At 69.5% G+C, this 15,196-nt stretch carries 11 protein-coding genes; 6 read left to right on the forward strand and 5 right to left on the reverse strand.

Features of this window, described 5'->3' with window-relative positions; all coding sequences use genetic code 11:
- Positions 1-249: 249 nt before the first annotated feature.
- The 5 genes from ACLJOU_RS07670 to ACLJOU_RS07690 form a co-directional block, all read right to left on the reverse strand.
- Positions 250-1,608 (reverse strand): ricin-type beta-trefoil lectin domain protein, encoded by a 1,359-nt coding sequence (locus tag ACLJOU_RS07670; protein ID WP_410564424.1) that lies wholly within the window; start codon positions 1,606-1,608, stop codon positions 250-252.
- Positions 1,605-3,464: a ricin-type beta-trefoil lectin domain protein gene (locus ACLJOU_RS07675; RefSeq protein WP_410564425.1), complete on the reverse strand. Its 1,860-nt coding sequence runs from the start codon at positions 3,462-3,464 to the stop codon at positions 1,605-1,607. The genes ACLJOU_RS07670 and ACLJOU_RS07675 overlap by 4 nt, the downstream gene beginning before the upstream one ends.
- A complete protein-coding gene (locus ACLJOU_RS07680) occupies positions 3,461-4,528 on the reverse strand; it encodes an RICIN domain-containing protein (protein ID WP_410564426.1) in 1,068 nt (355 codons plus the stop codon). The genes ACLJOU_RS07675 and ACLJOU_RS07680 overlap by 4 nt, the downstream gene beginning before the upstream one ends.
- Positions 4,529-4,584: 56 nt before the next feature.
- Positions 4,585-5,796, reverse strand: a complete 1,212-nt coding sequence (locus ACLJOU_RS07685; protein WP_410564427.1) for a family 16 glycosylhydrolase — start codon at positions 5,794-5,796, stop codon at positions 4,585-4,587.
- An 836-nt stretch (positions 5,797-6,632) separates the two neighbouring features.
- Positions 6,633-7,868, reverse strand: a complete 1,236-nt coding sequence (locus ACLJOU_RS07690) for an ROK family protein (RefSeq protein ID WP_410564428.1) — start codon at positions 7,866-7,868, stop codon at positions 6,633-6,635.
- Between the two features lie 133 nt (positions 7,869-8,001).
- On the opposite strand from ACLJOU_RS07690, the gene ACLJOU_RS07695 reads away from it, so the two are divergent.
- The 6 genes from ACLJOU_RS07695 to ACLJOU_RS07720 all read left to right on the forward strand — a co-directional run bounded on the left by ACLJOU_RS07695 (position 8,002) and on the right by ACLJOU_RS07720 (position 15,173).
- Positions 8,002-9,258 carry an ROK family protein gene (locus tag ACLJOU_RS07695; protein ID WP_410564430.1) on the forward strand — a complete coding sequence of 419 codons (1,257 nt, stop codon included), beginning with the start codon at positions 8,002-8,004 and terminating at the stop codon, positions 9,256-9,258.
- A 205-nt stretch (positions 9,259-9,463) separates the two neighbouring features.
- A complete protein-coding gene (locus ACLJOU_RS07700) occupies positions 9,464-11,134 on the forward strand; it encodes an ABC transporter substrate-binding protein (protein ID WP_410564432.1) in 1,671 nt (556 codons plus the stop codon).
- Positions 11,135-11,151: 17 nt separating this feature from the next.
- On the forward strand, positions 11,152-12,219 hold the full coding sequence (locus ACLJOU_RS07705; protein ID WP_410564434.1) for an ABC transporter ATP-binding protein: 1,068 nt from the start codon (positions 11,152-11,154) through the stop codon (positions 12,217-12,219).
- Positions 12,216-13,196: an ABC transporter permease gene (locus ACLJOU_RS07710; protein ID WP_410564435.1), complete on the forward strand. Its 981-nt coding sequence runs from the start codon at positions 12,216-12,218 to the stop codon at positions 13,194-13,196. Before ACLJOU_RS07705 ends, ACLJOU_RS07710 begins: the two co-directional genes overlap by 4 nt.
- Position 13,197: 1 nt before the next feature.
- On the forward strand, positions 13,198-14,184 hold the full coding sequence (locus ACLJOU_RS07715; protein WP_410564436.1) for an ABC transporter permease: 987 nt from the start codon (positions 13,198-13,200) through the stop codon (positions 14,182-14,184).
- A complete protein-coding gene (locus tag ACLJOU_RS07720; RefSeq protein ID WP_410564793.1) occupies positions 14,184-15,173 on the forward strand; it encodes an ABC transporter ATP-binding protein in 990 nt (329 codons plus the stop codon). The genes ACLJOU_RS07715 and ACLJOU_RS07720 overlap by 1 nt, the downstream gene beginning before the upstream one ends.
- Positions 15,174-15,196 lie beyond the last annotated feature (23 nt).

Raw genomic sequence — 15,196 nt, forward strand, 5'->3', positions numbered from 1 at the left:
TTCGGTGCGTCTGACGCACCCAATGTGGCCTTCGGTGCGTTCGGGCAGGGTTGAGCGTCCGGACGGTCCGAGCACGAGCCGGACGCGATACCCGGTCGATAACCTCGGGGGCGGTTCCGCCGCCGGAGACCCCCAGCGGCAGGCGGGACCCCTTGCTGCCGGGTCGCCGCTTCCCCAGGGCCGCGGCCCGGCAGCCCAGCACGCCGGAAGGCCCGGCCGGAACCCGGCCGGGCCTTCGTGGTGCGGGGGTCAGCCGGCGTAGCGGGCGAAGATCCTCGTGAAGTCCCACGCCTGCTGGGCGACACCGGAGCAGGTGTCGTTGTTCGGATAGCCGGCCGGGCACGGGCGGTCGCGGTTCGCCGACCAGAACGTCAGCCGGGCCAGGTGGTGGGTGTTCGCGTAGCCCAGGATGGCCGTGAAGTCGTCGAGCGTGACCGTCTCGTTGTTGTCCGTGATGCCGTTCATGGACGAGATGCCCATGTGCCGGTAGGCGGTGTCGTCGTCGTAGCCGTAGGCGCTCTTGACGACGGCCTTGAGCCCTTCGGCCGCCCGCTGCGTCAGCGTGCCCATGTTCTGGCCCGCGCCGCCGAAGTCGAACGGCATGATGACCCAGCCGTCGACCGTGAGCCCGGCTTGTGCGGCCCGGTTGACCAGGCTGTTGTCCGGCCCGGACTGGCCGGTGCCGAAGGTGACGTAGATCTTGATGCCCGGGTTGTTCGCCCGGACCGTCTTCAGCGCGTCGACCGTGCGCTGCTGCACGGCCGGGTTGCTGTAGGCGTCGGCCTCGATGTCGATGTCGATCGCCTTGAGGCCGTAGGCGCTGATCACCTTCTGGTAGCCCGCCGCCAGCTCGCCCGCGCTGCCGCAGGAGGACTCCAGCTTGTTGCCGGAATAGCCGCCGAACGACGGGATGACGTCGCCGCCGCCCGCGCGGACGGTGTTGATCGTGCTCTGGTCGACGCCGCCGGTGAGCGCCCGGCCGCCGTCCCACTGCGGGTTGCAGTAGCCGTTGGACAGGATGAACGCCAGCGTGAACCACTTGACGCCGGTGGCGTTCTGGATCGTCGCCGGGTTGGGCGGGTCACCCCAGCCGTTGTAGAGGTACGGCGCCACGGCCATCACGCCCGGCCCGGGCGGCGGGGTGGTGCCGCCGGACGGGAGCGTCCACTGCTGGTTGGCCGTGCTCGCGCAGGTCCAGATCTGCAGCCGCGTCCCGTTGGCGCTGGAGTTGCCGGTGGCGTCGAGGCACTTGCCGGACCCGGTGTTGACGAGGTTCTTCGCCGAGTTGGCCGTCCACTTCTGGGCGCCCGAGCCGTTGCAGTCCCAGAGCTGGATGGTGGTGCCGTTGGCCGTGCCCGCGCTCGTGACGTCGAGGCACTTGCCCAGCGCCTGCAGTGAACCGTCACTGCCGACCGTCCACTGTTGCGCATTGGTGCCGTTGCAGTCGTAGAGCTGGACCGCCGTGCCGTTGGCGTTGCTCGCCGCGGCAACGTCGACGCACTTGCCGGCGATGCCGGTGATCGGTCCCGTCGCCGCCTGCGCGACACCCGGGACGAGCACCATCGCCGAGGTGGCGATCAGTGCCCCGAAAATCGCTTTGAGTTTCATGCGGGCACGTTCCACTTCTGGTTGGCGGCGCCGGTGCAGGTCCAGATCTGCAGCCGGGTGCCGTTGGCGCTGGAGTTGCCGGTGGCGTCGACGCACTTGTTCGACCCCGCACCGACGATGTCCTTGGCCGCCGTGGCCGCCCATCGCTGGTTGGCTGTCCCGCCGCAGTCCCACAGCTGCAGCTGGGCCCCGTCCGCGGTGGACTGCCCGGTGACGTCGAGGCACTTGCCGAGCGCCTTCAGGGTGCCGTCGGTGCCGAGGGTCCACTGCTGGGCGCCCGAGCCGTTGCAGTCGTAGAGCTGGACCGCGGTGCCGTTGGCGCTGTTCGCGCCCGCGACGTCGATGCACTTGCCGCCGAGGCCGGTGATCGGGCCGGTCTTGCCGGTGGTGCCGCCGCTGCCCTGCGTGCCGTTCCAGGTGAACGTGGCCGACGTGTGGCCGGGCAGTGAGTAGGTGAACGACGAGCCGCCCCAGTTGACCCGCACGCTTTGGCTGCCGGTCCCGGAGTTGTAGGCGATCAGTGCCTTCGAGCCGTCCGGGTTCTTCCAGGCGACGTTGCGGACGGTCGAGCTGTCGTTCGAGTCGATCCGGTAAGCGCCCGGCTTCACGAACTTCGTCAGGTGACCCATCGTGTAGTACTCGACGGTGTAGTCGACCTGCCCGCTGCGCGAGTCTCCGTTGTGGACGGTGATCAGGCCGGTGCAGGTGCCGCAGCCGCCGTTGTGCGGGCCCATGTTCTGGTCTACGCCGAGGCTCCACTTGACGAAGCTCTTCGACCAGTTGCGCGTGTAGTCGACGATGTTGTTCATGTCCTCGGCCTGCTGGTCCGAGATCCAGGTGCCGCCGGAGTGCTCGGTCGAATAGGCGTTGACGTTCGGGTACTGGTTGTGCGTGGTCGTCTGCTGCGCGATGTCCCCGCCGTACCCGTGCCAGGCGACGCCGCCGAAGTTCGGGTGGGTGCGGATCGCCGGGTCGTCCAGCGTCGGCGCGCCGTAGGAGGCGTAGGTGTCCCAGTTCCAGTCCAGTGCCAGCACCTTGGTGGACAGGCCGGCGTTCTGGAGCGCGGGCAGCAGGTTGTTCTTCGCGAAGTACGCCAGGCCGGCGCCGTTCCAGTTGGTCGACGGGTAACTGGAGCAGCACGTGGGCTCGTTCTGCATCGAGACGTAGTCGATCGGCACCCCCGCGGCCTGGTAGGCCTGGAGGTACTTGACGAAGTACTGCGCGTAGGCGGGGTAGTACTGCGATTCGACCCAGCCCAGCAGGTAGCTGTCGTTGTCCTTCATCCACGGCGGCGCGCTCCACGGCGACGCCATCACCTTGGCCTGCGGGTTGAGCTGCTTGGCCTGCTTCGTCAGCGGCAGCACGTCGGCCTGGTCGTGGGCGATGGAGAAGTGCGTCAGGTTCGGGTCGGTCTGGCCGGCCGGCATGTCGTCGAAGGTGTAGCTGTAGCGGGCCAGGTCGGATGCGCCGAGCGGGTTGCGGATGAAGCTCAGCCCGATGCCGTTGTTCGGGTCGAACAGTTTCCGCATCGTGTCGTCGCGGGTGGCCTGGGACAGCGCGCCACTGGAGTTCATCAGCCAGGCCGCGGTGTCCGTGAAGGACGCTCCGCCGCCTTCGAACTGCTGGTAAGTGGTGTTTTCGTTGACGTTGATGGTCACGCCGCCGCTGCCGGTGCCCGCAGCGAACGTCACCGGCGTCTGCTGCTGGAGGCCGCGGGTGACCGTCCGGCCGCCGGCGTCGCTGGTCGTGGTGAGCCAGATGTTGACCGTTTCGCCGGCGGCCTGGGCCGGGCCCGCGAACGTGGCCGCGGCGACCGCGGTGACGCCGATCAGCGCCAGGAGAGAGCGTTTTCTCATGGGAGCGTCCACTTCTGGTTCGTGCCGGACCCGCAGGTCCAGATCTGGAGCCGGGTGCCGTTGGCGCTCGAGTTCCCGGTGGCGTCGAGGCACTTGCCGGAGCCGGTGTTCACGAGGTTCTTCGAACCGTTCGCCGTCCACTTCTGGGCGCCCGATCCGTTGCAGTCCCACAGTTGCGTCGTCGTGCCGTTGGCCGTGCCCGCGCTGGTGACGTCGAGGCACTTGCCGAGGGCTTTCAGTGACCCGTCACTGCCGGCTGTCCACTGTTGCGCGGTGGTGCCGTTGCAGTCGTAGAGCTGGACGGCGGTGCCGTTGGCGTTGTTCGCGCCGGCAACGTCCACGCACTTGCCGCCGATGCCGGTGATCGGCCCGGCGGTCCCGGCCGGCGGGGTCGTCGTGCCGCCCGCGAACTGCGTCGCGACCTGCTCGCCGAGGCTGACGGCGTTGGCGTGGTTCTCGATCGGGTCGACGTGCGTGTTCGGGAACACGATGTACGTCACCGGACCCTCGGTGCCGCCGTTCTTCGGGTCGGGGTTGATGCCGAGGCTCGCGGCGGTGGCGTAGGACGCCTCGCCGACGATGCTCGTCGGGCCGGTGTCGCCGACCACCGCGTAGGTGACCTGGTTGTGGTAGACCACGGCCACGACCGAGCCGCCGTCGATGCCGTAGTTGCGGTAGTCCCAAGTGGACGTCGGCTGGGGAAGGACGATGTACGGCAGTTGCGCCGCGTTCAGCGGCTGGTCGGTCGAGGTGTGGAACGCGGTGTCGGGGTAGAAGCAGCAGTCGGTGTTCTCGTTGCACTGGGTGGTGCGGACGCCGTCGCAGTCGACGTCCATGTCGGCCGTGAAGAACACCGCGCCGTTGGCCTGGCAGACGGGCACGGTCGCCGCGCCGCCTTCGTCGAAGGAGTACTTGCCGTTGGAAATCTGCTGGCAGGTCTGCGTTTTGGCGAGCAGCTGGCTCGCGGACGGACCCGCTTCGACCGCCGCCTGGGCGGAGCCGGTCGTGAGGAAAGAAAGCGCTAACAGGGCACACCCCATTAGCGCGACGAGGATTCGCCGCACCGGGTTTCTCCTTGGGAGAGCGGGGGCCGGGAGCTACGCGCTCCCGGCCCCGGGGATCAGGGCGTGGTCCACTTCTGGTTGGCGCCGCCGGTGCAGGTCCAGATCTGCAGGCGGGTGCCGTTCGCGCTCGAGTTCCCGGTGGCGTCCAGGCACTTGTTCGCGTTGGGGTTCACGATGTCCTTCGCCCCGGTCACGACCCATTGCTGAGCGCCGGTGCCGTTGCAGTCGTAAAGCTGCACTGGCGTCCCGTCCGCGGTGCCGGCGCCGCTGACGTCCATGCACTTGCCGAGGGCGCGGATGGTGCCGTCGGTGCCGACGGTCCAGTTCTGCGCGGCGTTGCCGTTGCAGTCGGTGATCTGGATCGGCGTGCTGTTCGCGGTGTTCGCGCCGGCGACGTCGACGCACTTGCCGCCGATCCCGGTGATCGTGCCGGTCCGGCCGCCGCCCTGGCTCGAGGTGTTGGTGACGTGCACGTAGTCGACGATCAGTTGCTGCGGGAACTGCGTGCTGCTGTTGGGGTCGCCGGGCCAGTAGCCGCCGACGGCGAGGTTGAGGATGATGAAGAAGTTGTGGTCGTAGACCCAGCGGTTGCCGTTGAGGTCCGACGGCGTGCGCGTCTGGTAGAGGTTGCCGTCGACGTACCACTTGATCTGGTTGGGCGCCCAGTCGATGGCGTAGGTGTGGAAGTCGTCGGAGAAGTTCGGCCCGTTGTAGGCCGCGCCGATACCGCCGGAGCCGGAGTAGCCCGGGCCGTGGATGGTGCCGTGCACGGTGTTCGGCTCGAACCCGACGTTCTCCATGATGTCGATTTCGCCGTCGGTGGGCCAGTTCCCACCGCCGAGCATCCAGAACGCCGGCCACATGCCCTGCCCGCGCGGGAGTTTCATGCGCGTTTCGAAGTGGCCGTAGGCCTGGCTGAACTTGCCGGCGGTGTTGAGCCGGGCGGAGGTGTACTCGCAGCGGCCGTACCAGCAGTTGTAGTTGCCGGGGTTTTCCTTCTTGGCCGTGATGACGAGGTGGCCCTGGCCGTCGAGCTGGGCGTTGTTGGTGCCGGAGGTGTAGTACTGCCGCTCGTGGTTGTTGACGTTGTCGCCGGTTTCCAGCTGCCACTTCGACCCGTCGACGGCGGCGCCCGCGGGGCCGTTGAAGTCATCGGTGAAGGTGGCCGCGGCTTCGGCCGGGGCGATCGTGAGGGCCTGCTGCCCGAGGAGGAGCAGTGCGCAGGCGGCGAAGAGCGCCGCCCAGCGGTTTTTCTTGGAGGTGGACATCATTGTCGCCTCTCTCACCGTGGGGACCGGCGTTCCGCGCGCAGCACGGAACGCGGGGAGGGGGAGGTGGCCGGCCCTGCCGGGGCGGCGGCAGGTGTGGCCGTGCGTGTGTCCGCCGAGACCCGGACGGCGATGCCCGGGCGGCAGCGGGGTTCCTTTGTTGTGCGTGGCAACAAAGTATGCATGGTCCAGACAAGCCGGGCAACCGTCGGACGGTCATTTTTTTTCAACCCGAATTAAGGGTTGGTCGATGGCCTCACCCGGGTGAGGGAGGCGGCTTGGGTGGTGGCCGGGCTGCGGCTCCAGTGAGTTGTCCTGCCTACCGGGCCCAGCCCGGTGCCTGCTGCCCTGCCTGCGCGGCTCGACCCGGTCCGGCCCTGCGCGGCCGCCTTGCCCAGTCCTGCCTTGCCCTGCCTGCGCGGCTCGACCCGGTCCTGCCCTGCGCGGCCGCGTTGCCCAGTCCTGCCCTGCCTGCGCGGCCGCCCGGTCCTGCCCAGCCCTGCCTGCCTTGCCCGGCCTGCGTGCCGTGCCAACCGAGCCGCCCAGTCGCCGCTTCATCCACAGCCGAGCCGTCCTGTGGATAAGTCGGCCCGGGCGGCGGTTTTGCGGGGCTTTTTGTCGGGCGGTCCCGATACGCTGGAGCGGGGACGGACCCCCAGGGAGGGTGGGTCCTGCCCGGCGCCGTCCATCGCGCTCGGATCAGCGCCCATTCGTGCCGAGTTCAGCGCCCGCAGCGCCCCAGTTCAGTCCCGCCGCCGGTCAAGCTGTGCCCTGCTCGGCCCCCCCGCGCCCAGCCCAGTGCCGCGTACGGCCCCCAGTTCACCGTCCGGCGCTGGTCAAGCCGCGTCCGACTTCGGGGATCCCGGCTTGGCCAGCCTCGACGTCGCTCCCTGGGCCAGCAGGTCCGCCACCGGCAGGGTCGCCGCTCCCGTGGCCACCGCGTCCAGGCCCAGCGAGCCCAGCTGGATCGATGTCTGGCTGAACGGGTGCCGCAGGGCGTGCTCGCCGGCCGCCGAGCGGATTCGCGGCAGGAGCTGCTCGCCCAGGGCCAGGCCCGCCCAGCCGCCGATCACGATGCGCTCCGGGTTGAACAAGTTGATCAAGTTGGCGATGCCCGCGCCCAGGTAGCCCGCCGTTTCGTCGAGCACCCGCGCCGCCGTCTTCGACTTCTCCGCCGCCGACAGCAGCGCCGAAAACTGCGCCTGCTCGTCCTCGCCCGTGATGTCCTTGCCGCGCGCGCGGCGGTACCGCGCCAGGACCGCCCCCGCGCCGATGTACGCCTCCAGGCACCCGCGCGAACCGCAGCGGCACTCCTGGCCGCCGTACGCGATCGTCGTGTGGCCCCACTCGCCCGCGCTGCTCGTCGACCCGCGGTAGGTCGTCCCGTCCGTCACCACCGCCGCCCCGACGCCCGAACCGATCAGCGCTATCACGGCGTGGCGCGCCCCGCGGCCCGCGCCGAACCACATCTCCGCCTGGCCCTGCGTCTTCGCGCCGTTGTCGACGAACAGAGGCAGCCCGACCCCCGCGTCCTGCAGCAACGCCGTCAGCGGCACCGCGTCCCAGCCGACCGTCGGCGCGTGCACCAGCACCTGCGCGCCCTGCTCGACCGTGCCCGGCACGCCGATGCCGACCCCCAGCACGCCCGATTCGTCGATGCCCGTGCTCGCGAACACCTCCCGCAGACCGGACGTCACCTGCTCGACCGCGGTCGCCGCGTCGGGCGCCTTCGGGAGGGGGTGCTCGACCGTCGCCAGCCGGTTCATCGCCAGGTCGAACAGCTCCACCTTGACGCCGGTTTCGCCGATGTCGACGCCCGCGACGTGCCCGTACGCCGGGTCCACGCGCAGCAGCACCCGGGGGCGGCCGCCGTCCGATTCGACCTGCCCGGCCTCGGTGATCAGGCGTTCTTCGCCCAGTTCGGCGGTCACGTTGCTCACCGTGGCGGCACTCAATCCGGTGAGCTGGCTCAGTTCGTGCCTCGACAGCGGGCCGTCGAAGTACAGTTTCGACAGCAGCAGGGATCGGTTGTGCCGCCGCAGATCGCGGACGGTGGTGCGCTTGCTCGCCATGGGCAACCCATCTGAACTTCTTACCGGCTCACTGACAGGATGCCCGATCACCGTAAGTTGTGGCTATGTATTAAGTGGTGAACTAAGTCCCGAACCCATGGTGGCGGGGCCGCGGTCTGGCAGAATCCTCCCGGTGACCCAGGTGGTGCGCCAGACGACCCGTGACCTCAGGCGGCACAACCGCGCGGCACTGCTCTCCTCGCTCTACCTCCGCGGTCCCGTCAGTAGACTGGAACTGGTAGCTGAATCGGGACTTTCGGCCGCCACCGTTACCAACGTCGTCTCCGAGCTCATCGCGGACGGCGTCGTGGCGGAGGCCGGATCGGTCGAATCGGACGGCGGGCGGCCGCGGACGCTGCTGGCCGTGCGGCCGGAGTTCGGGCACGTCGTGGGCGTGGACGTCAGCGAAACGCACGTCGAAGTCGGCCTCTTCGACTGCGCGCTCGGCACCCTCGGCACCGTGCGCCACCCGCTGGTCGGCACCCGGCTCGACCCGGACGAAGTGGCCGGGCTGGTGCGCACGGGCATCGCCGAAGTCCTCGACGGCGGCGAGCCGGACGCGGTGTTCGGCGTCGGCATCGGCGTGCCGGGCGCGGTCCGCGACGGCGGGATCGTGCACGCGCCCACCCTGGGCTGGCGGGGTGTGAACTTCGCCGCCCTGGTCCACCCCCACATCGAGGCGCTGTTCCCGTCGGGGCCGAGCCTCGAACCCCGGCCGGCGGGCGCACCCTCCTGGAGCTCCCGGAAGGTGCCGGTCCACCTCGACAACCGCGCCCGCACCCTCGGCCAGGCCGAGACCTGGCGCGGGGCCGGCCGCGGCGCCGAACGCGCGATCGTCGCCCTCCTCGGCGTCGGGGTCGGGGCGGCCGTCGCGACGGCCGGGCGCTCGCACCCGGGCATCACGACCAGCGAGTGGGGGCACACCGTCGTCAAGGCGGCCGGTGCGGCCTGCCGGTGCGGCTCGCACGGCTGCCTGGAGGCCTACGTCGGCACCGAGGCAGTGGTCCGCCACTATGCCGCGCGAGCGGGCGTCGAACCGGTCATCGGGGACGAAAGTGACGGGGAACTGGCCCGGATCGTCGCGGAGGCGGCCGGCGGCGGCCCGGCCGCGGACGTGCTCGCCGAGACCGGTGAGTACCTGGGCATCGGCATCGCGAACCTGATCAACCTGCTCAGCCCCGATCGGGTGGTGCTTTCCGGCTCGGCCGGGGCGATCATGGGACAGGCGATCCTCCCCGCGGTCCGGGACGCCGTGGGGCGGCACGCCCTCGGCTACCTGGCCGAGCGCACCGAGGTCGTCCTCGGCAGGCTCGGGCCGGAGGCGGTGGCGCTCGGTGCGGCGACCCTGCCGATCGCCCAACTGCTGGCGAACGGTGGCCGTACCGGCTGAAACCCTTGCGTCGCAAGGAGTACTTCGATCAAGAGGTCCAGACCGCCGGTTCTTTCATTACTTAAACTTAGACACAGAATGTTACCGCCGTGTTATTGACGTGACCCGAGTCACCCGGGTTGACTTCGGGACGTCGTTCGGTCGCCGGCGGTCGGGGCTTGCTACCAGTCGACAGCAAGCAGTCGTCGATGACCAGGAGGAACCGATGCGAGTCAAGCGCGCAGCCGTCGCGGCGCTCGTAGCCATGACGGTCTTGAGCGGCCTCACCGCGTGTGGCGGCGGCAGCACGAACGCCGCCCAGAGCAATCCGGACGCCGTGCTGAACGTCGGCAAGCCGGACGGCCCGCAGGCCGAGAACAACAACCCGTTCTTGGAGACGTCCGCCCTGTCGAACATGGGCTACCGGTGGATGATCTACGAGCCCCTGGTCATGCTGAACCGCGTCAAGCCGCAGGAGCCGGGCAAGCCGTGGCTGGCCACCAAATGGGACTGGTCGGACAACTACCGGAAACTGGTCCTGACCGTCCGTGACGGTGTCAAGTTCTCCGACGGCCGGCCGATGACCGCCGAGGACGTCGCCTACACCTTCCAGCTGCTGCGCGACAACAAGGCGCTGAACGTCGACGCGGTGCCGTACAAGGACATCACCGCGGCCGGCAACCAGGTCACGCTGGGCTTCGACAACTCGCAGTTCGTCAACCAGGTCAAGATCCTGCAGACGCTCGTCGTGCCGAAGCACGTCTGGAAGGACGTCAAGGACCCGGCGCTGGACCTCAACAAGAATCCGATCGGCACCGGCCCGTACACGCTGAAGTCGGCCACCCCGCAGACGATGATCGTCGTGCGGCGCGACAGCGGCTACTGGCAGGAAGCGCCGAAGGTGAAGGAGATCCGCTACACCTCCTACACCGACAACAACGCGCAGGTGAGCGCGCTGGTCAACGGGGCTTCCGAGTGGAGCTTCGTGTTCATCCCGAACTACAAGGCCGTCTACACGAACAAGGACCCGCAGCACTACAAGCTGTGGTTCCCCGCGCAGCTGGCCGTGCACGGCCTGTGGTTCAACACCGAAAAGGCGCCGTGGAACGACGCCAAGCTGCGCCAGGCCGTGAGCAAGGTGGTCAACCGCGACGACATCTTCAACCAGGGCGAGGCCGGCTACTTCTACCCGAAGAACGACCAGGTCACCGGCATCCCGACCCCGGCGGGCGACCCGTTCATCGCGTCGCAGTACAAGGGCCAGTCGGTCAAGGTCGACGTCCCGGGGGCGAAGGCGCTGCTGACCGGCGCGGGCTACCAGTACAACGGCGACAAGCTGGCCGACCCGAGCGGCAAGCCGGTCGCGATCAAGCTCACCGTGCCGTCCGGCTGGTCGGACTACATCACCGACCTCGAGATCATCAAGGACAACCTGGCGCAGATCGGCATCACCGCCACGGTCGACAAGATGAACCAGGACGCGTGGATGAAGTCGGTCGACACCGGTGACTTCGAAGGCCTGATGCACTGGACCAACGACGGGCAGACGCCGTACGACATGTACCGCGACGTCATGGACGGCAACCGCTACAAGCCGACCGGCCAGGGTGGCATCAACGGCAACTACGGCCGCTACAAGAACGACGAGGCGACCAAGGCGCTCGAGACCTACGCGAACGCCGAGGACGACGCCGCCCGCACCGCCGCCATGGCGACGCTGCAGAAGATCATGATCGAGCAGCAGCCGATGGTCCCGACGTCGGCGGCCAACTCCGGCGGCGAGTACAGCACGAAGAACTGGGTCGGCTGGCCCGACGACGCCAACCCGTACGCGCCGGCCCAGCCGACGCTGCGCAACGCGCTCGACATCGTCCTGCACCTCAAGCCCGCGGCCTGACGATGGCGGATTCAGCCGTGACGACCGAGCAGTCCCCCTCCGACCCCGTCGCCGTCGGGTCGGAGGGGGACCTCCCCGTGGTCCTCGAAGCCACGGGCCTCACGAAACACTTCCCGGTCCGCCGCCGGGGCCGGGCCGCGCTCACCGGAGCGCGCCGCAGCATCCAGGCCGTCGACGACGTGACCCTGACGCTCCGGCGCGGCCGGGTCACCGCGCTGGTCGGCGAGTCCGGGTCCGGCAAGTCGACGGTCGCCCGCCTGCTCGCGGGCCTCCACCCGCGCACCGGCGGCGACATCCGGCTGCACGGCGAGACGGTGGACGTCAAGCACGGCAGGGCGTTCCGCGCCTACGCGCGCCGCGTCCAGATGATCTTCCAGGACCCGTTCGCGTCGCTGAACCCGGTGCACACCGTGCGCTACCACCTGACGCGGGCGCTGAAGATCCACGGCCGGGCCGGCGAGGACCTCGAGAAGTCGCTGCACGAGCTGCTCGGGCGCGTCCAGCTGACCCCGCCGGAGCGGTACATCGACAAGTTCCCGCACGAGCTGTCCGGCGGCCAGCGCCAGCGCGTCGCGATCGCGCGGGCGCTCGGCGCCGACCCGGAGGCGCTGCTGGCCGACGAACCGGTGTCCATGCTGGACGTCTCCATCCGGCTCGGTGTGCTGAACCTGCTGCGCGACCTGAAGGAACGCCTGCACCTGGCCATCCTGTACATCACGCACGACATCGCTTCGGCGCGCTACTTCGCCGACGAGACGATGGTGATGTACGCGGGCCGGATGGTCGAAGGCGGCGACAGCGAAACCATCACGCAGCGGCCCGCGCACCCCTACACCCGGCTGCTCATCGAGTCCGCCCCCGACCCGGACCGGATCGCGGGCGGCGCCGGACCCGGCGAGACGCCGGCCGAGCGCGGGTCCGGCGAACCGCCGAGCCTGCTCGACCCGCCCTCGGGCTGCCGGTTCCACCCGCGCTGCCCGGCGGTGATGGAGCGGTGCAAGACGGAGCTGCCGCCGCGGCTCGACGTCGGCGACGCACCCGGCCACTGGGCCGCGTGCTGGCTCTACGACGGGGCCGCCCGATGAGGTTCCTGCTGCAACGGCTGGTCTTCTACGTCTTCACGGCCTGGGCCGCCGTCACCATCAACTTCTTCATCCCGCGGCTGATCCCGGGCGACCCGGTGCAGTCCCTGATCGCGAAGAACCAGGGCATGATCAGCGCGGACGCGATCCAGTCGCTGTACGTCCTGTTCGGACTGGACAAGAACGAGAGCCTGATCTCCCAGTACTTCGACTACTGGGGCCAGCTCTTCCGCGGTGACCTCGGGATCTCCTTCACGTTCTTCCCGACGCCGGTGTCCGACCTGCTCGGCGACAGTCTGCCGTGGACGATCATCCTGGTCGGCATCACCACGATCGTCGGCTTCGCGATCGGCACCGGGCTCGGCGTGGTCGCCGGCTGGAAGCGCGGCTCGTGGGTCGACGGCCTGCTGCCGGTGACGACGTTCCTCTCGTCGATCCCGTACTTCTGGCTCGGCCTGATCGCGCTGACGCTGCTGGCCGGCCCGGGCAGCTTCTTCCCGTCGTCCGGCGGCTACGACCCCGGTACCGTCCCGGGCTGGGACCCCGGGTTCATCGGCAGCGCGATCCAGCACAGCCTGCTGCCCGCCCTCACCATCCTGATCAGCTCGATGGGCAGCTGGATCCTCGGCATGCGCAACATGATGGTCACCGTCGCTTCGGAGGACTACGTGACCGTCGCGCACGCCAAGGGCCTGCCGGAACGCCGGGTGATGGTCGGGTACGCCGCCCGCAACGCGCTGCTGCCCAGCGTGTCCGGCTTCGCGCTGGCGCTGGGGTTCATCGTCGGCGGCACACTGCTGGTGGAGATCGTCTTCTCCTACCCCGGCGTCGGCTACCAGCTGTTCCAGGCCGTCGGCTCGCAGGACTACCCGCTGATGCAGGGCATCTTCCTGATCATCACGCTGTCGGTGCTGGTGGCGAACCTGTTCGCCGACGTCGCCTACCTGGCGCTCGACCCCCGCACCCGGAAGGAGGGCTGACATGGCCGTACCCGCGGCGGACGTCAAGGCCGCCCAGGCCCTCCCGCTCGAAGCGGTGGCCGCGCGCCGGCGCCGCTTCCGGTTCCTGACCGGCGGCAAGACCGCCACCGGCCTCGCCGTCATCGTCTTCTTCCTGGTGATCGCGGTCATCGGCGAGTGGATCGCACCGTACGACCCGTCGGCGCGCAGCAGCGACCTGCTCGAGGCGCCGTCGGGACGGCACTGGTTCGGCACCACCCACCTCGGCCAGGACATCTTCAGCCAGGTCGTGGTCGGCACGCGCAGCGTCATGCTGGTCGGCCTGGCCGCCGGGATCGTGGCGACGATCCTCGCGGTGATCGTCGGCGTGACCTCCGGCTACCTCGGCGGCACGCCGGGGGAAGGGCTGTCGGCACTGTCCAATGTGTTCCTGGTGATCCCGGCGCTGCCGCTGATCATCATCATCGGCAGCGCGGTGCCCACCGGCGGCGACATCCTGGTGGCGGTGATCATCGGCTTCACGTCGTGGGCCTGGGGCGCGCGGGTCCTCAGAGCCCAGACGCTGTCGTTGCGTGGCCGCGAATATGTCGAGGCGGCCCGGGCGACCGGCGAGTCGACGTGGCGGATCATCTTCTTCGAAATCCTGCCGAACCTGACCGCGGTGATCGCCTCCAGCTTCGTCGGCACGGTGATCTTCGCGGTGATGTCCGAGATCACGCTGGCGTTCGTCGGCGTCTCCGGACTGTCCAACTGGAACTGGGGCACGATCCTGTTCTGGGCGCAGAGCCAGCAGGCACTGGCCCAGGGCGCGTGGTGGTGGTTCGTGCCGGCCGGGCTGGCGATCGCCGTCCTCGGCACGGCGTTGTCCCTGCTCAACTTCGGCATCGACGAGTTCGTCAGCCCGCGGCTGCGCGGCAGCGGCAAGGCCCGCGTCCAGGGCGCCGACGGGCGGACGCATCGGATGCGCGTGGGCTTCACGCCCGTGCTCGGGCGGGAGGAACGGCCGTGATGGACCCGGTGCTGGAGATCAAGGGCCTGGACGTCGACTACGGCGTCGGCGACGAGGCCGTGCGCGCGGTCCGGGACGTGCACCTGACGCTGCACCGCGGCGAAGTCCTCGGCCTGGCGGGGGAAAGCGGCAGCGGGAAGTCCACCTTGGCGTACGGGCTGACGCGGCTGCTCGCCCCGCCGGGCGTGATCCGCGGCGGCGAGGTGATCTACCACCCCGCCGACGGCGAGCCGTACGACGTCCTCCGCCTGACGGACAACCAGCTGCGCGACTTCCGCTGGGCGGAAACGTCCATTGTGTTCCAGGGTGCGATGAACTCGCTGAACCCGGTGCACAAGGTCGTCACGCAGCTGGTCGACGTCATCAAGGCGCACGAGCCGAAATCGACGAAGGCGAGCCGGCTGGCGCGGGCGCGCGACCTGCTCAAGCTGGTCGGCATCTCGGCCGACCGGCTGGAGGCGTACCCGCACCAGCTGTCCGGCGGCATGCGGCAGCGCGTGATGATCGCGATGGCGCTGGCGCTCGAACCGCGGGTTGTCATCATGGACGAGCCGACCACCGCGCTCGACGTCGTCATGCAGCGGCAGATCCTCGGCCAGCTCGTGGAACTGCGCGAACGGCTCGGGTTCTCGGTCCTGTTCATCACGCACGACCTTTCGCTGCTGGTGGAGTTCTCGGACCGGATCGCGATCATGTACGGCGGCCGGATCGTCGAGCAGGCACCGGCGCCGGACCTCTACCGGGACGCGCTGCACCCGTACAGCCACGGCCTGCTGAACTCGTTCCCCGCCCTGCGGGGGCCGCGGCGCGAGCTGGCCGGGATCCCCGGCTCGCCGCCGGACACCCGCGGGATGCCGTCCGGCTGCGCGTTCCACCCGCGGTGCCCCAAGGCTTTCGAGCCGTGTCCCGACCGCGTGCCGCTGCTGGGTTCGCCGGGCGACCCGGCGCGCGAGGTGGCGTGCTGGCTGCACCCCGTCGCCACTTCCTGACCGCCGGTGTCCGATACCCCTGG

Source organism: Amycolatopsis sp. cmx-4-61, from assembly GCF_046548775.1.
GTDB lineage: Bacteria > Actinomycetota > Actinomycetes > Mycobacteriales > Pseudonocardiaceae > Amycolatopsis.